Origin of the sequence: Nonomuraea sp. 10N515B (genome assembly GCF_052245915.1) — a bacterium.
GTDB lineage: Bacteria > Actinomycetota > Actinomycetes > Streptosporangiales > Streptosporangiaceae > Nonomuraea.
This window is the reverse complement of record NZ_JBQQBQ010000003.1, coordinates 54,702-77,019: the sequence shown is the minus strand read 5'-3', so window position 1 is coordinate 77,019 and position 22,318 is coordinate 54,702. Positions and strand designations below refer to the sequence as shown.

General features: G+C 70.5%; 20 protein-coding genes. 10 read left to right on the top strand and 10 right to left on the bottom strand.

The annotated features are described in order from the left end of the window. Positions 1 to 71: 71 nt before the first annotated feature. Positions 72 to 578 (top strand): hypothetical protein, encoded by a 507-nt coding sequence (locus ACTWQA_RS04860; RefSeq protein WP_443158087.1) that lies wholly within the window; start codon positions 72 to 74, stop codon positions 576 to 578. Here ACTWQA_RS04860 and ACTWQA_RS04855 read toward each other — a convergent pair. The 3 genes from ACTWQA_RS04855 to ACTWQA_RS04845 form a co-directional block, all read right to left on the bottom strand. After that, entirely contained in the window at positions 547 to 3,942 is a 3,396-nt protein-coding gene (locus ACTWQA_RS04855; RefSeq protein ID WP_443158086.1) for a BTAD domain-containing putative transcriptional regulator, read from the bottom strand. The two genes, ACTWQA_RS04860 and ACTWQA_RS04855, sit on opposite strands and share 32 nt — an antisense overlap. A gap of 78 nt (positions 3,943 to 4,020) precedes the next feature. Then, the gene (locus tag ACTWQA_RS04850; RefSeq protein WP_443158085.1) at positions 4,021 to 5,088 is read right to left on the bottom strand and encodes a lysylphosphatidylglycerol synthase domain-containing protein; all 1,068 of its coding nucleotides are present in this window, start codon (positions 5,086 to 5,088) and stop codon (positions 4,021 to 4,023) included. Positions 5,089 to 5,138: 50 nt separating this feature from the next. Further along, positions 5,139 to 5,957, bottom strand: coding sequence for a PIG-L deacetylase family protein (locus ACTWQA_RS04845; RefSeq protein WP_443158084.1), 819 nt, complete (start codon positions 5,955 to 5,957; stop codon positions 5,139 to 5,141). A 38-nt stretch (positions 5,958 to 5,995) separates the two neighbouring features. On the opposite strand from ACTWQA_RS04845, the gene ACTWQA_RS04840 reads away from it, so the two are divergent. Beyond that, positions 5,996 to 7,090: a glycosyltransferase gene (locus ACTWQA_RS04840; RefSeq protein ID WP_443158083.1), complete on the top strand. Its 1,095-nt coding sequence runs from the start codon at positions 5,996 to 5,998 to the stop codon at positions 7,088 to 7,090. A gap of 24 nt (positions 7,091 to 7,114) precedes the next feature. On the opposite strand, the gene ACTWQA_RS04835 is transcribed toward ACTWQA_RS04840, so the two are convergent. The 3 genes from ACTWQA_RS04835 to ACTWQA_RS04825 form a co-directional block, all read right to left on the bottom strand. Further along, positions 7,115 to 8,584 (bottom strand): DUF2079 domain-containing protein, encoded by a 1,470-nt coding sequence (locus ACTWQA_RS04835; protein ID WP_443158082.1) that lies wholly within the window; start codon positions 8,582 to 8,584, stop codon positions 7,115 to 7,117. A gap of 105 nt (positions 8,585 to 8,689) precedes the next feature. Beyond that, the gene (locus tag ACTWQA_RS04830) at positions 8,690 to 9,067 is read right to left on the bottom strand and encodes a hypothetical protein (RefSeq protein ID WP_443158081.1); all 378 of its coding nucleotides are present in this window, start codon (positions 9,065 to 9,067) and stop codon (positions 8,690 to 8,692) included. Between the two features lie 175 nt (positions 9,068 to 9,242). Continuing rightward, positions 9,243 to 9,794, bottom strand: coding sequence for a DUF1707 SHOCT-like domain-containing protein (locus ACTWQA_RS04825; protein WP_443158080.1), 552 nt, complete (start codon positions 9,792 to 9,794; stop codon positions 9,243 to 9,245). A gap of 181 nt (positions 9,795 to 9,975) precedes the next feature. Here ACTWQA_RS04825 and ACTWQA_RS04820 point away from each other — a divergent pair, with 181 nt between their 5' ends. After that, the gene (locus ACTWQA_RS04820; RefSeq protein ID WP_443158079.1) at positions 9,976 to 10,896 is read left to right on the top strand and encodes an anti-sigma factor RsbA family regulatory protein; all 921 of its coding nucleotides are present in this window, start codon (positions 9,976 to 9,978) and stop codon (positions 10,894 to 10,896) included. Here the strand turns inward: ACTWQA_RS04820 and ACTWQA_RS04815 are convergent. Continuing rightward, positions 10,893 to 11,867 carry an aldo/keto reductase gene (locus tag ACTWQA_RS04815; protein ID WP_443158078.1) on the bottom strand — a complete coding sequence of 325 codons (975 nt, stop codon included), beginning with the start codon at positions 11,865 to 11,867 and terminating at the stop codon, positions 10,893 to 10,895. The two genes, ACTWQA_RS04820 and ACTWQA_RS04815, sit on opposite strands and share 4 nt — an antisense overlap. Continuing rightward, a complete protein-coding gene (locus tag ACTWQA_RS04810) occupies positions 11,864 to 12,214 on the bottom strand; it encodes a MerR family transcriptional regulator (RefSeq protein ID WP_443158077.1) in 351 nt (116 codons plus the stop codon). Before ACTWQA_RS04810 ends, ACTWQA_RS04815 begins: the two co-directional genes overlap by 4 nt. Before the next feature lie 213 nt (positions 12,215 to 12,427). Between ACTWQA_RS04810 and ACTWQA_RS04805 the strand changes: the two genes are divergently transcribed. From ACTWQA_RS04805 to ACTWQA_RS04775, 7 genes are all read left to right on the top strand, one after another. Then, positions 12,428 to 13,048, top strand: coding sequence for a DUF998 domain-containing protein (locus ACTWQA_RS04805; RefSeq protein ID WP_443158076.1), 621 nt, complete (start codon positions 12,428 to 12,430; stop codon positions 13,046 to 13,048). Between the two features lie 27 nt (positions 13,049 to 13,075). After that, a complete protein-coding gene (locus ACTWQA_RS04800; RefSeq protein WP_305916395.1) occupies positions 13,076 to 13,534 on the top strand; it encodes a universal stress protein in 459 nt (152 codons plus the stop codon). Between the two features lie 185 nt (positions 13,535 to 13,719). Then, positions 13,720 to 15,042 carry an APC family permease gene (locus tag ACTWQA_RS04795; RefSeq protein ID WP_443158075.1) on the top strand — a complete coding sequence of 441 codons (1,323 nt, stop codon included), beginning with the start codon at positions 13,720 to 13,722 and terminating at the stop codon, positions 15,040 to 15,042. A 362-nt stretch (positions 15,043 to 15,404) separates the two neighbouring features. Continuing rightward, positions 15,405 to 16,811 carry a methionine--tRNA ligase gene (locus ACTWQA_RS04790; protein ID WP_443158074.1) on the top strand — a complete coding sequence of 469 codons (1,407 nt, stop codon included), beginning with the start codon at positions 15,405 to 15,407 and terminating at the stop codon, positions 16,809 to 16,811. Between the two features lie 58 nt (positions 16,812 to 16,869). Next, positions 16,870 to 17,847 carry a phosphotriesterase family protein gene (locus ACTWQA_RS04785; protein WP_327589453.1) on the top strand — a complete coding sequence of 326 codons (978 nt, stop codon included), beginning with the start codon at positions 16,870 to 16,872 and terminating at the stop codon, positions 17,845 to 17,847. 41 nt (positions 17,848 to 17,888) lie between these two features. Beyond that, positions 17,889 to 18,275 carry an STAS domain-containing protein gene (locus ACTWQA_RS04780; protein WP_305916391.1) on the top strand — a complete coding sequence of 129 codons (387 nt, stop codon included), beginning with the start codon at positions 17,889 to 17,891 and terminating at the stop codon, positions 18,273 to 18,275. Between the two features lie 9 nt (positions 18,276 to 18,284). After that, entirely contained in the window at positions 18,285 to 19,178 is an 894-nt protein-coding gene (locus tag ACTWQA_RS04775; protein WP_443158073.1) for a sigma-70 family RNA polymerase sigma factor, read from the top strand. Positions 19,179 to 19,393: 215 nt separating this feature from the next. On the opposite strand, the gene ilvD is transcribed toward ACTWQA_RS04775, so the two are convergent. Then, on the bottom strand, positions 19,394 to 21,055 hold the full coding sequence (gene ilvD, locus ACTWQA_RS04770) for a dihydroxy-acid dehydratase (protein WP_443158072.1): 1,662 nt from the start codon (positions 21,053 to 21,055) through the stop codon (positions 19,394 to 19,396). 14 nt (positions 21,056 to 21,069) lie between these two features. Next, positions 21,070 to 22,290 carry a saccharopine dehydrogenase family protein gene (locus ACTWQA_RS04765; RefSeq protein ID WP_443158071.1) on the bottom strand — a complete coding sequence of 407 codons (1,221 nt, stop codon included), beginning with the start codon at positions 22,288 to 22,290 and terminating at the stop codon, positions 21,070 to 21,072. Between the last annotated feature and the right edge of the window lie 28 nt (positions 22,291 to 22,318).

Sequence of the window (22,318 nt, the reverse complement as noted above, 5' to 3'; positions counted from 1 at the left end):
GCAACCAGCCGACAACCAGCACTCAACCCCTCCGCCCCACTCTAGGGGTGAGCCAAAAAGGGGTGTTGACGATGTCGACGACGAGAAGCGCAGCCGTCCTGGCCAGTGGCACCGCGAACGCGGCCAGGTTGTTCGTGGCCGCCCTTGCTTTCACCAGCGCGTACGTCGGCTTCTCCGCCTACAGTAGCGCCAGCTCCACCCCCGAGCCCGCCAGGACCGTCACCCTGTCGGCCCGGGAGGCGCCCATCACCGAGCAGCTGCCCGCCCAGGCCGGCAAGGTCACCATGAGCGTCCTGGCCGACGGCGGCGCCGGGTGCGCCAAGTCGTACGTCGCCCGCAGCGTGCTGCTCAACCCCGACCCCGCCGAGGGCGTGACATACGGCTGGCGGCTGGCCCGCTGGAGCCCCGCAACCAAGGCCTGGCGCACCTACATGGTCGACCACGACGGCTTCGTCGGCGCGGCACGGACCGTCGAGTGGCGGACCCAGATCACCCGCAACCCCGGCTGGTATCGCGTCGAGCTGGCCGTCGAGGGCGCCAAGACCGTCACGAGCGACCGTTTCCAGGTGAGCTGCTGACCGACCGCTGCGCCGCCTCCACCCAGCGCGGCACGCCCACCCGCTCGGCCACTTCCAGGGCCTTCAGGTAGTGGTCGTGTGCCGCGTCCGGCTGCCCCAGGCGGATGGCCAGGTCGCCGAGTGTCAGCGCCACCGGCCACAGCGCCACCACGCCCGTGCCCGCACCCGCCACCCGGTCGGCGAACGGCTTGAGCTTGTCGTAGCAGTCGACCATCCGCTCCCGGTCGTCCAGCAGCATGCCGGCCAGCGCCCGCCAGGTCATCGCCAGCTCGTAGAGGAAGTCGGGGCGCACCGGCGGACGCGTGGCGGCCACGGCTTTGGCGTCGTTGACGTGCCCGGCCGAGGCCAGGGCCAGCGCGTAGGCGTCGAGCGTCCACTTGGCGCCGCTGTGATGTTTCTCGGCCAGCAGGTCGACGGTCTCCGCGGCTCGCCCGTCCACCAGGTGCAGGCAGAACATCGTGATCAGCGGCAGGTCCTGGCGGCCTTCGAGCATGCCCGCCCGCGCGGTCATCCTGGCCGCCTCCCGGTAGGCCCGCTCGGCGCCCGCGTAGTCGCCGGCGATCATGAGCCGCATGCCGCCGTACCAGACCACGACCGCCGCCGGGGCCGACAGGTCATACTGCCTGGCCAGCTGGTCGGCGGCGCTCGCGTGCTCGTCGGCCACGGTGAACTCGCCCCTGGCCGCCGCGCACTCCAGGAGCACCAGATGCGCCAGCGCCTGCGTGGCCATCTGCCCCGAGCGCTGGGCGACCTCCAGCAGCTCCCTGCCGATGCTCTCGCGCGTGTCCACGGCCGGGATGTCGTAGGACTGCCGCAGCCGGCCGCTCAGCGCCGCCGCGATCAGTGCCGGGTCGCCGCTCTGCCGGGCCAGCTCCAGCGCCTCCAGCGACGCCTGCCGCCCGCGCTCCGGCGAGGAGGAGCCCTCCAGCTCCAGCGCGAGCGTGGTCAGCAGGCTGGCCCGCAGCCGCTGCTCGCCCGCCGGCAGCTCCATGAGCGCCCGCTCGGTGACGTCCACGATCTCCCACGCGGTGCGGGTGAAATCGCGCGCCATGCCCTTGTGCGGCACGGCCAGCGACGCCGCCACCTTCGCGGTGATCTCCAGGTCGCCCAGCGGCAGCGCGGCGTCCATGGCCTGGCGGCGCAGCAACCGCGCGGCGTGCATGTCGCCGCACAACGCCAGCGCCCTGATCTGGCGCAGCATGAGCCGCAGGCGCTCCTTTGCGCGTTCCGGCGTCTGCTCGCCCGATTCGTCGTTGCGGGACCGGTCGAACGCGGCGATGGCCTGCTCCCACAGCGTGGCCGCCTCACGGTGCGCGAAGCGCCGCTCGGCCTGCTCGGCGGCCAGGCCCGCGTAGTGGACCGCCTTCTCCGCCGCGTCGGCCAGGTAGTAGTGGTGCGCCAGCGCGGCCACGTCGGACGCCGTGCGCTGCTCGATCACGCCGGCCACGGCCGCGTGCAGCCGGGTGCGGCGCAGCCTGGAGGCGTCGGAGTAGATGGTGTCGCGCACCAGGTCGTGGTCGAACCTGAGCAGCCCGGGCCCCGGCTCGGTGACCAGTCCGGCCAGCAGGGCCGCCTCGACCGCCTCGATCACCGCGTCCTCGTCGCCGGCCACGGCGATCAGCACGTCGAGATCGACGTCCCGGCCGATCACGGCGGCCTGCAGCAGGATCTGCTGGGCTCCGGACGGCAGCTGCGAGATGCGCCGCCGCAGCACGTCACGTACGCCGGACGGCACCTTGGAGAGCACCTCGGTGGCGCTGGCCCGGTCGGCCGCGCCCTCGGCGTCCAGCAGGCGCACGGTCTCGCGGACGAAGAACGGGTTGCCGCCGGTGCGCTCGACGATGGACTCGACCGCGTCCTCGTCGATCTCGCGTACGCACGTCGCCCTGACCAGCTCGGCCACGGCCTTCGGATCGAGTCCCGACAGACCCACCCGCAGCGGCCCGAGCCGGGCCAGCGCGGCCAGCACGTCGGACTGGCGGTCGTCCAGCTCGCTCTCCCGGCAGGTCACCACGAGCAGCACCCGGCTGGTGGCCAGCAGGCTCGGCAGCGCCCGCAGCAACGCCAGTGTCTGGTCGTCGGCCCAGTGCAGGTCCTCGAGCGTCACCAGCACCGGCGCCCGCCGGGCGACCCCGGCCAGATAGCCGCCGACCGCGCGATGCAGCCGGAACCCGCCGGACACCTCGTCCTCGTCGGGATCGGGCACGGCGTCGTCCAGCAGGGGCGCCAGCAGCTGCTGGTATTCGCCCGCGCCGGTCATGCCGACGAGCGTGCGCAGGATCTCCACCCACGCCCACCCCGGCGGGGTGGCGCTGGAGTCGGGGCAGGCGCCGGAGGAGGTGATCCAGCCGTCACCGGCCAGCTTGCCCTCCAGCTGGCGCAGCAGCGTGGTCTTGCCCGCGCCCGCGACCCCGGTCACGATCGCGACCTGGAACCTGCCCGTCCGCGAGGCCGCCGTGGTCAGCCTGGTCAGCTCGGCGTCGCGGCCCACGAACGGCTCGGGCTCCAGCGGCGGCGGCTCCACGGGCGAGGTGGGACGGGGCGGCCAGGTGTCGGTGGTCGCCGGCGCCGGCCGCGAGGGCCGCGCGGGCACGGCCAGCTCCAGCTCCGGCGACTGGGCCAGGATGTCGGACTCCAACTTGCGCAGCGCGGGGCCCGGGTCGATGCCGAGCTCGTCGGCCAGGATGTTCCTGGCCCTGCGCAGGGCAGCGAGGGCGTCGCCCTGCCGGCCGCAGCGGTAGAGCCCGAGCGCCAGCAGCCGCCAGCCCTCCTCGCGCAGCGGATGCTCCGTGGTGAGCGCCTCCAGGTCGGGCACGGTCTCGGCGTGCATGCCCAGCCGCAGCCCGGTGTCGGCGTGCCGCTCGCGCGCCACCAGGCGCAGCTCGGTCAGCCGGTTGACCTCCGCCTCGGCCCACTGCTGGTCGGCGAAGTCGGAGTAGGGAGTCCCGCGCCACAGGCCCAGCGCCTTCTCCAGGCGGCCGCGGGCCGACTGCGGATCGCCCTCCTCCAGGTGCTCGCCCGCCGCCCGGACAAGCTGCTCGAATCTGAGCGCGTCGACCTGATCGGAGGCCACCCGCAGCGCGTAGCCGGAGGCGACCGTCACCAATAACCGGTTGGGCCCGCCGCGCGGGCGACCGGGCTCCAGCACGCGGCGCAGGCGCGAGATGTAGACCTGCAGGCCCGACTGCGCGCCCTTGGCCGCGTCGTCGTCCCACAGATCGTAAAGAAGCGTGTCAACAGGCACGACTTGACCCCTGGCCACGAGGAGTCGGGCGAGGACGGCCCGCTGCCGCAACCCGCCGAGGTCGAGTTCGTCGTCGTGTTCGTACGCCTCGACTGGCCCCAGAACTCGGAACGCCACCATGTCAGCCGCCACGCTATGCGGGCCTGTGAATCACGCACAAGGCCCGTGATTGATAAACACCTGAGGGGTTTGGGATTGTCACTGGGGGGCCTTCGACTTCGAGATCGCGGACGGGGACCCCGTGCCGGCGTTCCGGCCGTTGCGCCTGCGCAGCAGCGCCCATGCGCCCAGTGCCAGGCCGCCGAACGGGATCTCGATAGTGTATGTCCAGAAGCCGAAAAGCAATGCGGTCGCGGTGGCCGGAGCCGCGGGAACGGCGAACGCGGTGGTGAGCAAAATCACCACGCCGCTCTCCATGATCCCTGCCCCGCTGGGCGTGATCACGGCGCTGGTGAGCACCCGTGACAGGGCGAAGACCGCGATCGACTGGGCCAGTCCCGGCCAGGCGCCGGTGGCGTGCATGCAGGCCGCCATGATCGACCACTGGAACCCGAGGAAGAACACCATGCCCAGCGACAGGCCGGGCCACCGGGTCCTGACCACCCCGGCGGTGTCGGCACGCAGCCGGTGGAACGCCTGGGAGGCGTCGATCCTCAGCCGCAGCACCCGGGTGAGGCCGTCGAGCGCCCGGCCCAGCAGGTCCGCGGCGCGCTGCCAATAGAGTGCGGCGGCCACGATCACGCACAACGCCAGGATGGAGATCGCGCCCGTCCAGCCCGCGTTGGCGACCGTCGCGTTGGGCGCCTCGCCCGCGATCAGCAGCGCGATGATCCCGATGGCCGGCAGGATGAATCTGAACAACGTGTTCCAGATGCCGCTGACCAGCGTCATGACCACGATCGAGCGGTTGGGGAAACCCCATCCCCTGGTCATCGCGAACGACAGAGCGACCCCCACCGCCCCGCCGAACGGCAGCAGGTTGCTCACCGCGCTGCCGGCCGCGTTGAGCGTCAGACCTTGCAGGTTGTTGAGCCCGGGCAGCGAATTGGTCAGCACGAACGTGTAGGCCAGCAGGCTGAGCAGCCACAACGCGGTCATCAGCGCGATCTCGCCCGCGCGCAGCGTGCCGAAGACCGCGCCGATCTCCGCCCAGGAGACCGGCTTGCCGGTGAGGGCGCGCACGATCTGCGGCAAATAGACCACGAGCAGCACGGCCAGCCCGAGCGACAGCACGGACAGGGCGATCTGCAGCCACTTGTTCTTCATCGGAGTCCAGTCTGCCGGGTCAGGGCCGGCGGTCTCTTCCTCCGGAAGTGCTACTTAGGCCACTTCTCGAAAGGATGACGCAGCCGGGTCCCCTCGGGAAGCCCGCGGCGAACGTACCACTCGGTGCCGAAGACGAAGCGGTAGAGGGGGCGCGGGACCTTCAGCAGGACGGCGAGTGTGCGGTCGCTGTCGCCGCCGCTGGCCTGGGAGACGTGCGCGGCCATGGAGGCCCGCTTCTGTTTCGTATATTTCCGGACATTCACCCAGTGGGTGATGGTCTCTCCCGGCGAGTACGCGCTCTCGAACGTCCGCACGTCGAACTCCGGCGGGAAGGTGTAGAACCGCCTGGCCAGCTTGAGCAGCCGCAGCAGCGGATCCCGGTTGACCGTCGCCTCCAGGACGATCTCCGTGCCGGCGATCTGCGCGGCCCGCTTGCCCACCCGGTGCACCTGCACGTGGTCGGGATGCCCGTAGCCGCCGGCCGGATCGTAGATCGCCAGCAGGTCGGCCTGCTCGTCCTGCAAGATCGCGGCCAGCGCCTTGGCCGCCTCCTCGCTGTCGGCGTCCATGAAGGCGTTGTCCGGCCGCTCGTCCGCTCGGCCGCCCTTGGGGCTCAGCCCCGAGTCGCCGTAGCCGAGGCACTCGACGCGGGCGCAGCCCAGCACCGCGGCCGACTCGTAGAGCTCCTTCATCCTGGTCTCGCCCAGCGTCTCACCCGGCTCGATCTCGGCCAGGCCGCGTTCGCCCGCGGTGGCCACCACGAGCACCACGCGGTGCCCCTCGGCCGCGAGCATCGCCATGGTGCCCGCCGTCAGCAGGGCCTCGTCGTCGGGGTGGGCATGGAAGAACACAGCGGTACGTGGAGGCACACGCCCAGATTAGTCTGGGAGGGGTGCGGATCTTTCACGTGAGTGACTGTTACCTGCCGCGACTCGGGGGGATCGAGGTCCAGGTGGCCGATCTCGTACGCATGCAGCAGGCGGCCGGCCACGAGGTGGCGGTGGCCACGGCGACCAAGGGCGAGGCGCTGCCCGGCGTGCGCAGGATCGTCGCCAGGATGCCGTTCGACCTGCCGGTGCACCCGTTCGGCGTGGGGCATCTCACACGGTGGATCACCTCCTCGCGTCCCGACGTCGTGCACGTGCACACGGGGGCGGTCTCGCCGTTCGCCTGGATGGGCGTGCGGGCCGCGGCGCGGGCGGGGACGCCGTGCGTGGTGACCGTGCACAGCATGTGGGATCCGGGCACGCGCCTGATCTACCGGCTGCTGCGGCTGGTGTTCGGCTGGCAGCGCTGGGGCCTGGTGGCCACCACGGTCAGCAACGCCGCCGCGGCGTCCATCCGCGCGGTGGCCGGGCCCGGCGTGCCGGTGCGCGTGGTCTCCAACGGTCTCGACCTGTCCGGCTGGGCACCGCCCCCCGGCGCGCGGGAGCGCGCGGACCGGCGCGCGGAGGTGCACGTCGTGGCGGTGGGCCGGCTGGCGCCGCGCAAGCAACCCGTACGCCTCCTCAGGATCCTGCAGGCCGCGCGCGCCCGGGTGCCCGCCCGGATCCCCATGCGGGCCACGATCGTCGGCGACGGGCCCGCTCGCGGGCAGATGGAGCGTTTCCTGGCCAGGCACGGCATGGGCGACTGGGTGTCCCTGCCGGGCCGCTACACCAGGGAGCAGATCGCCAAGGTCCTGGAGTCGGCCGACGTCTTCGTGGCGCCTGCCCCGCGCGAGTCGTTCGGCATCGCGGCGCTGGAGGCCCGCGCGGCGGGGGTGCCGGTGGTGGCCAGGACGCAGAGCGGGGTCGCCGACTTCGTCAAGGACGGCGTCGAGGGTCTGCTCGGGCGCACCCTCGGCGACCTGTCCCGCGCGGTGGCCCGGTTGTGCGCCGATGCCGGGCTACGCGAGTCCATCGCCGCGCACAACCGGTCCACGCCACCCGCCGCCGGCTCCTGGCCGACGGTGCTGGAGGGCTTCGACCAGGCCTATCGGCAGGCGCGCGCCGCGCGTTAGGCATGGTCGAGCGCGTGTCGGCACTCAGCGGCGCAGGACCACGTACCCGTCGCGCTCGAAGACCTTCACGTACCCCTGCCCCTGCAGCTCGTTGACCTTGGCGAGCTGATCGTTGAGCGAGCCGAAGGGGAACTCCCAGCGGGACGTGTCGGCCACCACCCAGGGCGCGCCGCGCGGGGTGGGCGACCACAGCAGGACGGTGGCGCGCGAGGTCAGCGCCGGTCCGACCGCGTTGACGGCCTCGACGGTGACGCCCGAGGGCACCTTGCTCACCGCCTCGGCGGCGGCGGCCGCCTTGGGGTCGCCCTTGTAGAAGGCGGGATGGTAGAGCTGGTCGAAGGCGAACTTGGGGACCAGCGTGAGCGCGACCACGCAGACCGCCGCGGACCAGACCAGCTTCAGCGCGGTGTCGTCGGAGCGTTCGTACCACCGCAGCAGCCTGGCCAGCCCGTCCACGCCCGCGCAGAACAGGATCACCACGGTGAACGCGCTGTATTGGAAGTCGGCCTGCCACCACTGGACACGGTCGGACAACATCCGTTCGAGCACGTGCGGCAGCGCCGCCAGCGACAGCGGCGAGAGCAGGCACAACATCAGCGTCGGCCACGCGAGCAAGAACAGCGTGTCGACCTTGGCCTCCTCGCTGAAGGGCAGCAGCAGCGCGGCGAGCGGATCACGCATGATCCCGAGGGCCGCACCGGGAAGATCGCTCCCGAGGTGCCCGTAGGCCCAGAAGTCCTGGGCGTTGCCGCCGAAGACCGAGATCACCAGGCCGCGCACGAGCAGCATGGCCCCGATGCCGAACACCCCGCACAGCGCGCCCCGCCATCGTTCGCCCATGACGATCAGGCACAGCCCGAAGCCCGCCACCATGAGCCCCATGTCCTCTTTGACGAGGAGAAGCCCCACCATCGCCAGGAACGCCGGCAGCATGCGCCCGGCGTGGTAACGCTCGATCATGATCGCGGTGAGCAGGGGCACGAACATGACCTCGTGCACGTCGAACGCGACCGCCTGCGACACCGGCCACGACAGCGCGTACGCCACCGAGACCAGATAAGCGGGCGCCACACCCAGCACGCGCCTGGTGTAGCGCCACAGGAACGGGATCGCGGCCGCGAACAGCACAGCCTGTGCCACGATCAGGGTCTCCGGCCCGTCGTGGATCCAGTAGAACGGCGCGAGCAGCGCGTAGATGGGGGAGAAGTGGTCGGCGAGCTGGAGATAGTCCATGCCGCGCCCGTGGAACATGCCGAGCACCGGGACGTGCGGAGGCCGGAAGGCGGCGTAGTTGCGCACCGTCTGGTCCATGATCACCAGGTCGAACGTGCTGGCCTTGAAGGACGCCAGCTTGACCAGCCCCAGCACGGCATAGGCCACCGCGGCGAGGAGCGCGATCGCGCTCACCCGCAGGCGGTGGCCGGAAAGCCGGATGGTCCTTGAGGCCGTGGCGGCGGCGGCCCCCGCGCGCGCCACGAGCGTGTCACCCGTCACGGGCGACAAGACTAGAACGAATCCACATGAATGTGGCCGCCTAGAAGCGCGGCCGCCGCGCCGACCTGCCCCCCACAGGCGGAGCGGCGACCGCGGGCCCCATGGTCAGGAGCAGGCCGCGGTGATCTTCTGCGCGAACCCGTTCATCTTGCCGGTGAACTCGGTGACGCCGTTCAGGTCGCCCTTCTCCATGGTCTCGAAGCCGGCGGCGAGGTCGTTCAGCGCGGCGGCGACGTCGCCGTCGTACTTGCCGGCGAGCTCCTTGGTCTTGTCCGCAGCCGTCTTGGAGGCGTCCCCGACGGCCTTGGTGTCGGTGGCGTTCTTGCTGACCTCCGAGCTCCAGTCAGTCATGATCTTGGTGGCCTCGTTGGCCGCGGTGTTGCAGTCAACGGCCTGGCCCAGAGCACCACAGCCCGTCATGGTGAGGACGGCAAGAGTCAGCGTCGCGGCCGCGACGGCCAGACGACGGCGAGGGGGAGTCATTTTCCAGTGCCCTTCGTAGGTTTAGCGAACGAAGGGAACATTATGGGCCCCCACTTAACCGCCACTTGCACCCCAGTAACACCATCGGTATCAAGCCGATGTAAAGCCATGGAGGAGGACCCGGACGATTTCCCCCGGTTCGGGTAGGGGGAGGCGGCGCGGTCCCCGTGTTCCGTCAGTGGGCGAACCAGCGCTTCCGCGGATAACGCACGACGAGCCCGCCGTACTTCGACCTGCCGGTGACCACCACGTAGAGGGAGCCGGGGCGCGGGCGGCTCGGCGCGGTGCTCTTCGGGTAGCCGTAGTCGCTGCGGAAGGCGTCCACGCTCGCCACCCCGCCCTCGGGCAGGATGATCTTCGCGGATCCGTAGGTGAGGTCCAGTTCGACGTCCACGACCGGATGGGCGATGACCGCCTCGGAGAAGTCGAGTTCGACGCTGCCGTACTTGGACGACACCCGAAGCCGCCGCGGCACCGCCCAGTCACCCGAGCGTTTGAGGTTGCCGTTCTTGGACTCCAGGTCGATCACATCGTCGACCTGCGACTGCTCGTCCGGAAGATCGGTGATCAGGCCCAGCAGGTCGCCATACGTCCGCGCGGTCAGGGCAACCTCGAGCCGGTCCTCGAGCTCCAGCTGGGTAAGTCGGCCCTCGGTGAACGCCTGTTGCAAGCGGCGTGTCGTGCGCTCACGGTCGTCGTCGGAGACCCGCATCTGCAATTCCGACATGTCCTGAGCATAGATTCACCACGTTCAGAACGGGAGCATACGGCCGGAAGGGGTGCGCAGATCGAGGGGAGGCAGCCGGCGTGGAGGACGGGGACGGCGGATGACCTGGGCTCTCTTCACGTCGCATGACCTACCCAACGGACTGCCATGAAGTCATCATCGTTGGGTAGCGTGAACGCTGATGCTGGCCGAACCATTCTCACACCCAGCGCTCTTCTATCGGAGCGACCGGGAGTATGTGGCTGCGACCACGGCTTTCGTGCGGGAAGGGCTGGCGGCGGGCGAGCCGGTCGCGGTCGCGGTCCCCGGCCGCAATCTGGCCATGATCGAGGCCGAGCTGGGCCCGGACGCAAGTGCCGTGCAGTTGCTCGACATGAGCGTGGCCGGACGCAATCCGGGGCGGATCATCCCGGCGGTGCTGCGTGACTTCGCCGACCGGCACCGCGACGGGCACGTGCGGATCATTGGCGAGCCGATCTGGCCGGGGCGCAGCGAGACGGAATATCCCGCCTGCGCCCAGCACGAGGCGCTGATCAACCTGTCGTTCGCGGGCCGCGACCTGACGATCCTGTGCCCGTACGACACCGTGCGCCTGGACCCGGAGGTCATCCGCGACGCCGCCCGCACCCATCCCGTGCTGCGGGACGTCTCGGGCGAGTGGCGAAGCGACGACTACGCCCCCGATCTGGTGGTCGAGGGGCACAACCGGCCGCTGGAGGAGCCGAAGGAGTGCCGGTCGCTGCGGTTCGACCGCACCAACCTGTCGGCCGCGCGTGCCCTGGCCGCGGGGCAGGCCGCCATGATGGGCTTCACCGGCGACCGGCTCGACGACATCCGGCTGGCCGCGGCCGAGCTGGGCGCCAACAGCCTCGACCACGGCGGCGGCGCCGGCACGATCAGGGTCTGGGCGGCGGAGGGCCGGCTGGTGTGCGAGGTCAGCGACGCGGGACACATCACCGACCCGCTGGCCGGGCGCAGGCCGGTCGATCCGCGTCACTCGGGCTCGCGCGGCCTGCTCATCGTCAACCTGCTCAGCGATCTCGTACGCGTGCACACCCGGGCCGGCGCCACCACCGTCCGCGCCTACTTCGACGCGCCCTAACGCTCGACCTCCGCCATGCTCGGATACCGGGTGCCGCGTACGGCGTCCGCGGGCACGGCCGCGGCGAGCTCGCCGAGCTGCTCCGGCGTCAGCGTGATGCCGGCCGCCGCCGCGTTCTCCTCCAGATACTTCAGCCGCTTGGTGCCCGGGATCGGCACAATGTCCTCGCCCTGGGCCAGCAGCCAGGCCAGCGAGAGCTGCGCCGCGGTGACGCCGGCCGCCTCGGCGATCCTCGTCACCTCAGCCACGAGCTTGGCGTTGTGCTCGGCGTTCTCGCCCACGTTGCGCGGCATGTGGCGCCGGAAGTCGTCCGCGGGCAGCTCTTCCGAGCGCGGCAGCGTGCCGGTCAGCAGGCCGCGGCTGATCGGCGAGTACGCCACCAGCGCCGTCCCCACCTCCCTGGCCGCGGGCAGGATCTCCGCCTCCAGACCCCTGGTGAACAGGGAGTATTCGCTCTGCAGCGCGGCGATCGGGTGGACGGAGGCCGCCTTGCGCAGCGTCTCGGCGCTCACCTCCGACAGGCCCAGGTGCCCCACCTTGCCCTGCCGCACCAGCTCCGCCATGGCACCGACCGCGTCCTCGACCGGCACGTCGGGGTTGCGGCGATGCATGTAGTAGAGGTCGATGTGGTCCACGCCCAGCCGCCGCAGCGAGGCGTCGCAGGCGGCTCTGATGTACTCCGGGCTGTTCTCGATCGAACGGCTGTCGCCCTCGCGCTTGACGCCGAACTTGGTGGCCAGCACCACCTCGTCCCGGCGGCCCTTGATCGCCCGGCCGACCAGCTCCTCGTTGGCTCCCCTGCCGTACATGTCGGCCGTGTCGAGGAAATTGATGCCCAAGTCCAGCGCGCGGTGGATGACGGCCATCGACTCCGCCTCGTCGGCCTGACCGTAGAACTCGGACATGCCCATGCAACCGAGGCCGAGCGCGGAGACCTGAGGACCGCCTGTTCCAAGCGTTCGGGTGTTCATGCCAGCTCCTTGTAGAGGTCGATCTTGTACTCCAGCACCTTCAGGTCCTGGGTGAGCTCGGCGATCCTGGTCCTCACGCGCTCCCGGTGGAGCTCCAGCATCTCCCTGCGCTCGTCGGCGGTGTGCGCGCCCATACGGCGCAACTCCGCGTACCGGCACATGTCGGCGATCGGCATGCCGGTGGTGCGCAGCTTGGTGAGGAACTCCAGCCACTGGAGGTCCTCCTCCGCGTAGTCGCGGTGGCCGCTGCCGTTGCGGCCGACGGAGTGGATGAGCCCGATACGCTCGTAATAGCGCAGCGTGTGAGCGCTCAGGCCCGACCGCTGCGCGGCCTCCTGGATCGTCATGTCTCCAGGGTCACCCTTCGAGCGCGCTCTAAGTCAAATCGGGGAGGCCCTCGGCACCTACCCTGAGGGGGCAGGCCCTACTCAGGGTCACGTCCCCACAGGTCAGCGAGCCCGGCCCAAGGGTGCCCCGACCTAAGTATTAGGGGATGCTTCAGGGCCGCTTCGGGCCGATCTCCGATACTCGGGAATGCCGTGTTCCACGAGCTTTGAGGCATGAAGGGATTGCTCGTCAGTGGATTCACGGCCATCGGCATCGGGACCGGCGCCATGCTCACCCTCCACGCGGAGGCCGGCCTCGACCCGTTGCACAGCGTCATCAGTGAGTACGCCTTCCAGGAGTCCGGCTGGCTCCTGCCCGCCTCGCTGACCCTGTTCGCCGTGGGCTCGGCGCTGATCGCGGAGGCGATGCGCCGCACGGGTGTGAACCGCTGGATCGTGGGCCTGCTGCTGGCCTGGGGCGCGAGCATGTTCCTGATCGGCGCGTTCCCCACCGACCCGCCAGGACTGCCGCTGTCCCTGTCGGGAGGCATTCACAGGTACGCCGCCTTCGCCGCCTTCCTGGTGATGCCCGTGGCCGGGCTGCTGCTGGTCAAGTCCAGGATCCGGTACGCCAAGGCGATGAAGGTCCTCTGCGCGCTGGCGCTCGGGGCGCTGGTGCTGGTCGTGATCCCGTACGTGGTGCGCATGTTCGGCATCCCGCTCACCAACGACGACATCCCGGCCGGGCTGACCCAGCGGGCCGTGGTCGTGACCGAGCTCGGCGTGCTGGCGCTGGCCGGACTGTCGATGCTGCGGCATTCGCTCGTGGGACGGCCGGTCGTCCGCCAGGCGTGAAACCCGCCCCCGGGGAAGGGGGCTCCTATGACGATTTTGATTGCGTACGACGGCTCCGACGACGCCAAGGCGGCGATCGCCTTCGCGGGCCAGATCCTGAAGGGGGAGTCCGCTGTCGTGCTGACGGTGTGGGAGCGGCTGGCGACGACCTCGGCCAGGACGTCGGCCGGGCTCATGACGTCCATCGACGGTGACAACGCCGCGGACGAGGCGATCGGCGAGGCGATGCGTGAGCTGGCCCGGCACGGCGCCGACCTGGCCCGGCAGGCCGGGCTGGACGCCGTCCCGCGGTGCGAGGCGGACTCGGTGGTCGTGTGGGCGACGATCGTGGACGTGGCGGACGAGATCGACGCCACGCTCATCGTGACCGGGACGCGAGGGCTGGGCGGGGTGCGCTCGCTGCTGCTCGGCAGCACGTCCGACCGCGTCCTGCACCACACACACCGGCCGGTCCTGGTGGTGCCCGCCCCGCGTACCGGCGACTGACCCCGGCCCGGCGTGTTCCAGCGCCGCGCGGCTTGCCGCGTGTCTCTCCGGCGCGCACGGTCAGCCGCGTCTCGTTATCCCTCTTGTTCCGGCGTATTCGGCCCGCTGTAAGCGTCCCCGGTTCGGATCGTCGGTGGGATGCGGCAGAGTGGGTGCCTGCTCGATAGGCAGAGGAGGCGGGGACGTTGCCCGAGGGGCTGGCGCGGCGACTGGGCACCACGGACGCGGTGGTCGTGGGGTTGAGCGCGATGATCGGCGCGGGCGTGTTCGCCGCCTTTGCGCCTGCCGCCGCGGCCGCGGGCTCTTGGCTGCTCGTCTCGCTGGCGCTCGCCGCCGTCGTGGCCTACTGCAACGCCACCTCCTCCGCCCGTCTGGCCGCGCGTTATCCCGAGTCGGGCGGCACCTACGTCTACGGCCGGCGGCGGCTCGGCCCGCTGTGGGGTTACCTGGCGGGCTGGGGTTTCACCGTCGGCAAGACCGCCTCCTGCGCGGCGATGGCCCTCACCTTCGGCGCCTACGTCGCCCCCGATCTGGCCAGGCCTCTCGCCATCGGCGCCGTCGTGGCGCTGACCGCGCTCAACCTCTATGGCGTGCAGCGTTCGGCCGGGGTGGCCAGGGTGATCGTGGCCTTCGTGCTGGCCGTGCTGACAGCCGTGATCGTCGTGGGCCTGGTGGGCGACTCGAGGGTCACCTTCGGCTGGTTCGCCTACGTGCCGGAGCCCGGGCTCACGTTCATCCTTAACGACCTTGACAGCACGCGGGAAATGACGGCGGTCTATCGGTCGGGGTTCCCGCTGGACGGCTTCGACCTGTGGGGCGTGCTGCAGGGAGGCGGGCTGCTGTTCTTCGCGTTCGCTGGATACGCCAGGATCGCCACGCTCGGCGAGGAGGTCCGCGACCCGGCCCGCACCATCCCCCGGGCCGTCGGCATCGCACTGGCCATCACGCTCGTCGTCTACGCCCTGGTCGCGGTCGGCGCGCTACGGGTGCTCGGGCTCATGCTGCTGTCAGGGTCCGTGGCGCCGCTGTCCGACCTCGTCAAGGAGGGCGGGGCCGGGTGGCTGGCCCCCGTCGTGGGGGCGGGCGCCGCGGTGGCCGCGCTCGGCGCGCTGCTGGCGCTGCTGCTCGGCGTCTCCCGCACCATGCTGGCCATGGCACGCGAGCGGGACCTGCCGGGCGTGCTGGCCGCCGTGGACCCGGTGCGGCAGGTGCCGCGGCGGGCCGAGTTGGCGGTCGGGGTCGCGGTGATCGTGCTGCTGCTGGTGGCCGACCTGCGGGGGGCGATCGGGTTCTCATCGTTCGGCGTGCTCGTCTACTACGCCATCGCCAACGCGTGCGCCTTCACCCTGACCCGGGAGGAGGGCGCGCCGCCGAAGGCGGTGCCCGTCCTGGGATTAGGTTTGTGCTTGGTGCTGGCGGCCACCCTGCCGACGGCGTCCGTGCTGGCAGGGCTGGCGGTGTTCGCGGTGGGCCTGTCAGTGTGGCTGGCCCGGCATCGCCGCCGCTGACATCGGCGCTGCCCACGCCGCGCTGCCCACGCCGCGCTGCCCACGCCGCGCTGCCCACGCCGCGCTGCCCACGCCGCGCTGCCCACGCCGCGCTGCCCACGCCGCGCTGCCCACGCCGCGCTGCCCACGCCGCGCCGCCCACGCCGCGCCGTGCCGGGAGCGGCCGGGGCGCGGACAGGTGGGTGAGCGCCATCGGAGCCGGGATTATCGGCTGGCTGGTGCGGCGTCGTGGCGGTTAGCATGGGAGCATGACGATCTCGCTGGTGATGATGGCCCCCTAGGGGGTTTCATCGGCGACGTCTTGTTGAGGCCCTGCGATCCGGGGCCTCACGTCGTGTCCGGGGCCCTTCGGGAGGCATCCGATGTACATCACGACGACCATCCCCTACGTCAACGCCCGCCCGCACCTCGGGCACGCCCTGGAACTCGTCCAGGCTGACGTGCTGGCCAGACACCATCGGCGGCGCGGCGAACCCGTGCGCTTCCAGACCGGCACCGACGACAACTCGCTGAAGAACGTGCTGGCCGCGGAGGCGGAAGGCGTGCCGGTGCGAGAGTTGGTGGACAGGAACGCGGCCGCGTTCGAGGGGCTACGCGGTCCGCTGGACCTGTCCTTCGACTCCTTCATCAGGACAAGTAGTCATCCGGGGCACAGCGCCGGGGTTGAGCGGATCTGGCGGGCCGTTGAACACGACCTCTACCAGCGGCACTACGAAGGGCTCTACTGCGTGGGCTGCGAGCAGTTCTACGCCGAAGGACCCTGCCCCGAGGGACACCGGGAGCCGCTGCAGCGGGTGTCGGAGGAGAACTGGTTCTTCCGGCTCTCCCGCTACCAGGACGCCCTGAGCGAGCTGATCCGCGGCGGGCGGCTCAGGATCGAGCCGATCGCGCGGCGGAACGAAGTGCTGGCGTTCGTCGAGGCGGGACTGTCGGACATCAGCGTCTCGCGATCGGCCGCCCGCGCCCGCGGCTGGGGCATCCCCGTGCCGGGCGATCCGGCCCAGGTCGTCTACGTGTGGTGGGACGCGCTCGCCAACTACATCACCGCGCTGGACGGCAACGGCGACTACGAGCGGTGGTGGGTCGCCGAGCCGCGCAAGGTGCACCTGATGGGCAAGGGCGTGATCAGGTTCCACGCCGTGTACTGGCCCGCGATGTTGTTGTCCGCCGGGCTGCCGCTGCCCACGGAGATCTTCGTGCACGACTACCTGACGGTGGCCGGGCAGAAGATCAGCAAGTCGTCGGGCGGCGCGGTCGATCCCGTGGCGCTCGTGGACACGTACGGCGTGGACGCCGTGCGGTGGTGGCTGCTGCGCGAGGTGCCGCGCGTGGGCGACGCCGACTTCACCGAGGAACGCCTGATCGCCAGGGCCGACGAAGACCTGGCCAACGGGCTGGGAAACCTGGTCAGCCGGGTCGCCACCATGGTCTGCCGCTTCCTGGACGGCCACGTGCCCGACCCCGCTGAAGACTTGGCCGACGTGTCCGGCGCAGTGCACGAGGCGCTGGAGGACTACGACTTCCGGCGCGCGGCCGCGGCCGTATGGACGATCGTCGAGGAGGCCAACCGGTACGTCGAGCGCACCCGGCCCTGGCAGCAGGACCGGGCCGGGCAGGAGGCGTCGCTGGGCACGCTCGTGCACGCGTGCCGGGCGCTGGCCGTACACCTGGAGCCGTTCCTGCCCACGGCGGCGGCGCGGGTGGCCGCGGCGGTGAGCGGAGCGCGCCTGGCCCGGCCCAAGCCTCTTTACCCCAGAGTCGCCGGTTGACGGCGGTCGTGGGGAAGCCTAGGTTGGCGCCCACCGACCAGCCGGTATGGAGGCTCTCATGCCCACCGTCAACACCGTCCGCGGCCCGGTAGACGTCGACGACCTCGGCCAGACCCTGATGCACGAGCACATCTTCTTCATGGCCACCGAGCACCTGGACAACTACGGCAGGGGCGCCTGGTGGGACGAGGAACACCGGGTCGAGGACGCGATCACCAAGCTCAACGCCGTGGTGGCGAAGGGCGTGCGGACGCTCGTCGATCCGACGGTGTGGGGCCTCGGCAGGTACATCCCGCGCATCCAGCGCATCGCGGAGCAGGTGCCGGGGCTGCACATCATCGTCGCGACCGGCATCTACTCCTTCGAAGAGTTGCCGCACCAGTACGAGTTCCGCGGCCCCGGCCTGCTCATGGACATACCCGAGCCGATGGTCGACGACTTCGTCCGCGACCTCACCGACGGCATCGCCGACACCGGGGTGAAAGCGGCGTTCCTCAAATGCGTGGTCGAGGCGAAAGGCCTGACCCCGGGCGTCGAGCGCATAGCCCGGGCGGTCGCGCAGGCCCATGTCCGCACCGGCGCGCCGATCACCGTTCACACCAACTCCTTCACCCAGAGCGGACTGATCGCGCTGGACCTGTTCGCCAAGGAAGGAGTGGACCTGACGAAGGTGGTCGTCGGGCACGCGGGCGACAGCAACGACCTCGACTACCTCATGCGGCTGGCCGACACCGGCGCGACGCTCGGGATGGACAGGTTCGGCCTGGACGTCTACAACCCGACCGCGCAGCGCGTGGCCACGATCGCGGCGTTGTGCGAGCGTGGGTACGCCGACCGCATGGTGCTCAGCCACGACGCCGCCTGCTTCATGGACTACTTCGGCGGTGCCTGGGACGAGGCCCACAGCGCGCTCGCGCCCAACTGGCGCTACGATCACATTCACGACGACGTCTTGGCCGCATTGCTGGACTCGGGTGTGACCGACGACCAGATTGAGCAGATGCTGGTGTTCAACCCGAAGCGCTACTTCTCGTAAAGTGGGTGGATCGGGAGAGCGACGCAGGTAGGTGGAGCTGGGTGACTTCGGAGCAGGCCTTGTCGATCAGCCTCGGACTCCAGGGACCCTGCGTCATCGCGCGACTGACGGGGGATTTCGACTTCGGCTCCGCGGCGGAGGTCCGTGACCGCGTCACCCAGGCCCTCGACCTGACCCAACCCCCGCTTCTCGTCATCGACATGCAGGCCGTCAGCGTGTGCGACTCCTCCGGGCTGTCCGTGCTGGTCTACCTGCACAAGGCCGTCACCGCCTCCGGCGGCCGGCTGTTGTTGTCCGGGCTCAACGGCCGGTGCAAGCACTTGTTCGCCATCACCGCGCTGGACAAGTTCTTCGACATCCGCAGCACAGCGGAGCTGGCCATCGCCGAACTCAACGAAGCCGGGAATTCGCCGCCGTTTACCGGGTAGTTCCCGGGCATGTCGGCCGAAGAGCCCGACCTGCTCGGCACGTATCTGGAGCAGATCGGAAAGACCCCCTTGCTCTCCGCCGCGGACGAAGTCGACCTCGCCCGGCGGATCGAGGCAGGCTTGTACGCGGGCCATCTGATCGAGCGCGGCGCCGGTACGCCGGAGCTCGAACTCGTTGCCCTCGATGGGCAACGCGCCAAGGACCTGCTGATCAGGTCCAACCTCCGGCTGGTGGTGGCCACCGCCAGGCGTTACGCCTTCCGGGGGCTGCCGCTGCTCGACGTCATCCAGGAGGGCAATCTCGGACTGATCAGGGCTGTGGAGAAGTTCGACTACCGGCGGGGATACAAGTTCTCCACGTACGGGATGTGGTGGATCCGCCAGGCCATCGAGCGCGGCATCCACGACAAGAGCCGTACCGTCCGCCTGCCGGTGCATGTGGCGGAGGAGCTGTCGCGACTGATCAGGGTCACCCGGCAGCTGGCCTCGGAGCTGGGCAGGAAGCCGACCGACGCCGAGCTCGCCGAGGCGGCCGAGCGCTCGCCGGAGCAGGTCGCCTCGTTACGTGTGCTCGGGCAGGAGGTGGTCAGCCTGGACATCCCGGTGGGCGAGAACGGGGAGGGCCGGATCGGGGACATGATCGCCGACGAGAACGGGCTGCAGGTGCAGGAGGCGACCGAGCGCCGCGCGATGAGCGACGAGCTCCACCAGGTGGTCACCATGCTGCCGCCACGCGAGGCGTTCGTCATCAGGCTCAGGTATGGCCTCAGCGGTCAGCAGGTCCAGACGTACACCGAGATCGGTGAGCAACTGGGCCTGACCAGGGAACGGATCCGCCAGTTGGAGAAGCAGGCACTGAAACGGCTCAGGCAGGGAGGGCCGCTGCTGTCGTGGGCCTCATAACCCACGAACGTGGCTGAGTGAGTGGCCAGGGGTCCGCCGACCCCCGGCCCAGCCCCAGGCTCACGCGGTGACGAGGAGCGCTACCCCGATCAGCACGGCGACCGGGACAAGCCACATCACGGCCTCGACAGCGAACTCCTTGTACATTGCGCAAGTCTCCTCTGGGACGCCCTATGCGGGCACTGCCGACACGTCACTGGGCAGCATAGCCGCCGTCAAACGGTGACCGCGCCGTCGGAGGCGGAGCCGACCGTCGCGACGTACTTGGCCAGCACCCCCCGCTCCACCGGCCGTTCGGGCCGCCGCCAGGCGGCCTGGCGCTCGGCCAGCTCCGCCTCGGGCACCAGCAGGTCGATCGTCCCGGCCGCGCTGTCGACGACCACCGTGTCCCCGTCCCGCACCAGCGCGATCGGCCCGCCGTGGTACGCCTCCGGCGTCACGTGCCCGATCACCAGACCGTGCGAGACGCCGCTGAACCGCCCGTCGGTGACCAGCGCCACGGACGAGCCGAGGCCCCGGCCGACGAGCGGGCCCGTGACCGAGAGCATCTCGCGCATGCCGGGGCCGCCCGCCGGGCCCTCGTACCGGACGACGATCACGTCACCCGCGACGATCCGGCCCTCCTGGATGGCGTCGTAACAGGCGTCCTCGGAGTCGAACACCCTGGCCGGGCCCTCGTGCCGGAAGTCGCTCTTGCCGCCCAGCTTGAGCACGCAGCCGTCGGGCGCCAGCGTGCCGCGCAGGATGGCCAGCGCGCCGCGCTGCTTGAACGGCCGCTCCACGCTCGCCACCACCTCCTGCCCCGGCCTCTCGTGGGCCGCCCCGGCGACGTCGACGAGCCTGCGGCCGTCCACCAGCGTGACGTTCTCGCGCAGCAACCCGGCCGCCAGCAGCCGGCGGGCCACCAGCGAGGTGCCCCCGGCCCGCCACAGGTCGAGTGCCGTGTGGTCGCCGCCGCTCGGCTTGAGACCCGTGATGATCGGTGTCTCGCGGCAGACCTCGCCGATCCTGTCGATCTCCAGCGGCAGCCCCGCCTCGCGGGCGATGGCCAGCAGGTGCAGCACGGCGTTGGTCGAGCCGCCCATGGCCGCCACCGACACGATCGCGTTGTGCAGGGCGTCCTCGGTGAGGACGCGGGACGGGCGGGCGTCGCGGGCCAGCGCGTCCATGGCGATCTCGCCGACCCGGTACGCCGCGGCGTTCTTCTCCGAGGCCACGGCCGGGATGTCGCCCACGCCGAACGGCGCCAGGCCCAGGAAGTCGGCGACGCTGCCCATGGTGTTGGCGGTGTATTGAGCGGCGCAGGTGCCCGCGCCCGGGCAGGCGTGCTTGGCGAGGTCGTCCAGCTCGGACTGGTCCAGACGGCCGACGGCACGCTCGCCGAGCGCCTCCCACATGTCCTGGATCGTCACATCCCGGCCGCGCCACCGGCCCGGCATCATGCTGCCGCTGTAGAGGATCACGGACGGCACGTCCAGCCGGGCCAGCGCCATGATCGCCGCGGGGACGGTCTTGTCACAGCCCACGATCGCGACGATGGCGTCGAAACCGTGCGCCCGGCCCATCAGCTCGATCGAGTCCGCGATGACCTCGCGGCTGATCAGCGACGTACGCATGCCGGGCGTGTGCATGGTCAGGTTGTCGGAGACCGCGATGGTGTTGAACTCCATCGGCATGCCGCCCGCCGCCCGCACCCCCTCGGCCACGTGGGCGGCCAGCTCGCGGTGGGTGAGATTACAGGGCATGGTGCCGGTCCAGGTGGAGGCGATGCCGACCACAGGGCGGCGCATTTCCTCCTCCGACATGCCCATGGCATAGAGGTGGGAGCGGGCGGGTGCGCGGTCGGGATCGTCGGCGATGGTATTTCTGGTGGTCACACGTCCATGATTCCTCACTGTTCCCGTATGCCCCATGGTGAGCCGTACGTCACCAGCAGGTCCAGGAACGGGCGTGGCTCGAACGCCTCGGGCCCCAGCACGCCCGCGCCCTTCCAGACCCCGCTCGCCATCAGCTCCAGCGCGATCACCGGGTTGACGGCGGTCTGCCAGACCACGGCCTGGGAGCCGTACTCGCGCATCGACCACTGGTTGTCTACGACGTGGTACAGATACACCTCGCGCGGCCGGCCGTCCTTGAGTCCCTTCACCCAGGTGCCGGCGCAGGTCTTGCCGTGCATGCGGTCGCCGAGCCCGGCCGGGTCGGGCAGCACCGCCGCCACCATGTCGCGCGGCGCCACCCTGGCCGTGCCTTGATCGGTCCTGACGGGGACCGGCTCGGTGCTGTCCACGCCCAGCGCGTGCAGGGTCTTGAGGGTACCGATGAACTCCTCGCCGAGGCCGTACTTGAAGGTGACCCGGCGCGCCGAAATCCACCTGGGGACGAGCAGCACCTCCTCGTGCTCGACGTTCACGCACTCGACCGGGCCGATGCCTTCGGGGAAGTCGAAGATCTCCGGCTCGCTGAACGGCTCGGTCGTGTACCAGCCACGATCCTTTTCATAGATGACCGGCGGGTTCAGACACTCTTCGATCGTGGTCCAGATGGAGAATGACGGGGCGAACTCATAGCCGTCGACGGTGAGGTTGGCGCCGTCCCTGATGCCGATCTCCTCGATCTCGTCGAACAGTTCGTCGGCGGCGTACCGGGCGAACACGTCGGCGAGCCCCGGCTCCACGCCCATGCCGACCAGCGCCAGCCTGCCTTTCCCCGCCCACTCCTCTTCTCTGGCGAACTGCTCGTCGCCCAGCTTGACGCCGACCTCCTCGTACGGGCGCTCGGGGTGCGGCCTCGACATCGACATGGCCATGTCGAGGTAGTCCGCACTGGCGGCCAGCGCCGCCTCGAACAGCGGCAACACGAAACGCGGATCGGTGGCGTTGAGCAGCACGTCGCACTCGTGCTCGTTGAGCACCGCGGCGACGGCGGCGGAGTCGGCGGCGTCGATCCTGACGGGAGTGAACCTGGTCGCCTGCTCGCCCAGCGCGGCAACGGCCGCCTTGGCGCGGGGGAGGTCGTAGTCGGCGACCACCATGTGGTCGAAGAACGGGCGGCGGGCGGCGATCCGCGTGATGGCGGTTCCCACCCCGCCGGCTCCCACGAGAAGGATACGCATGACAATAAATCCCCTTTTATCCGCTTTT

Excerpts from the sequence above, each read along its gene's own strand:
- ACTWQA_RS04810 (WP_443158077.1), bottom strand. The coding sequence starts at position 12,214 with ATGACGATCCAGGAGGCCGCGCAGCGGTCGGGCCTGAGCGCTCACACG.
- ACTWQA_RS04775 (WP_443158073.1), top strand. The coding sequence starts at position 18,285 with ATGTCGGCCGAAGAGCCCGACCTGCTCGGCACGTATCTGGAGCAGATC.
- ACTWQA_RS04800 (WP_305916395.1), top strand. The coding sequence starts at position 13,076 with ATGACGATTTTGATTGCGTACGACGGCTCCGACGACGCCAAGGCGGCG.
- ACTWQA_RS04785 (WP_327589453.1), top strand. The coding sequence starts at position 16,870 with ATGCCCACCGTCAACACCGTCCGCGGCCCGGTAGACGTCGACGACCTC.
- ACTWQA_RS04815 (WP_443158078.1), bottom strand. The coding sequence starts at position 11,867 with ATGAACACCCGAACGCTTGGAACAGGCGGTCCTCAGGTCTCCGCGCTC.
- ACTWQA_RS04855 (WP_443158086.1), bottom strand. The coding sequence starts at position 3,942 with ATGGTGGCGTTCCGAGTTCTGGGGCCAGTCGAGGCGTACGAACACGAC.
- ACTWQA_RS04860 (WP_443158087.1), top strand. The coding sequence starts at position 72 with ATGTCGACGACGAGAAGCGCAGCCGTCCTGGCCAGTGGCACCGCGAAC.
- ACTWQA_RS04765 (WP_443158071.1), bottom strand. The coding sequence starts at position 22,290 with ATGCGTATCCTTCTCGTGGGAGCCGGCGGGGTGGGAACCGCCATCACG.
- ACTWQA_RS04825 (WP_443158080.1), bottom strand. The coding sequence starts at position 9,794 with ATGTCGGAATTGCAGATGCGGGTCTCCGACGACGACCGTGAGCGCACG.
- ACTWQA_RS04830 (WP_443158081.1), bottom strand. The coding sequence starts at position 9,067 with ATGACTCCCCCTCGCCGTCGTCTGGCCGTCGCGGCCGCGACGCTGACT.
- ACTWQA_RS04820 (WP_443158079.1), top strand. The coding sequence starts at position 9,976 with ATGCTGGCCGAACCATTCTCACACCCAGCGCTCTTCTATCGGAGCGAC.
- ACTWQA_RS04805 (WP_443158076.1), top strand. The coding sequence starts at position 12,428 with ATGAAGGGATTGCTCGTCAGTGGATTCACGGCCATCGGCATCGGGACC.
- ACTWQA_RS04790 (WP_443158074.1), top strand. The coding sequence starts at position 15,405 with ATGTACATCACGACGACCATCCCCTACGTCAACGCCCGCCCGCACCTC.
- ACTWQA_RS04850 (WP_443158085.1), bottom strand. The coding sequence starts at position 5,088 with ATGAAGAACAAGTGGCTGCAGATCGCCCTGTCCGTGCTGTCGCTCGGG.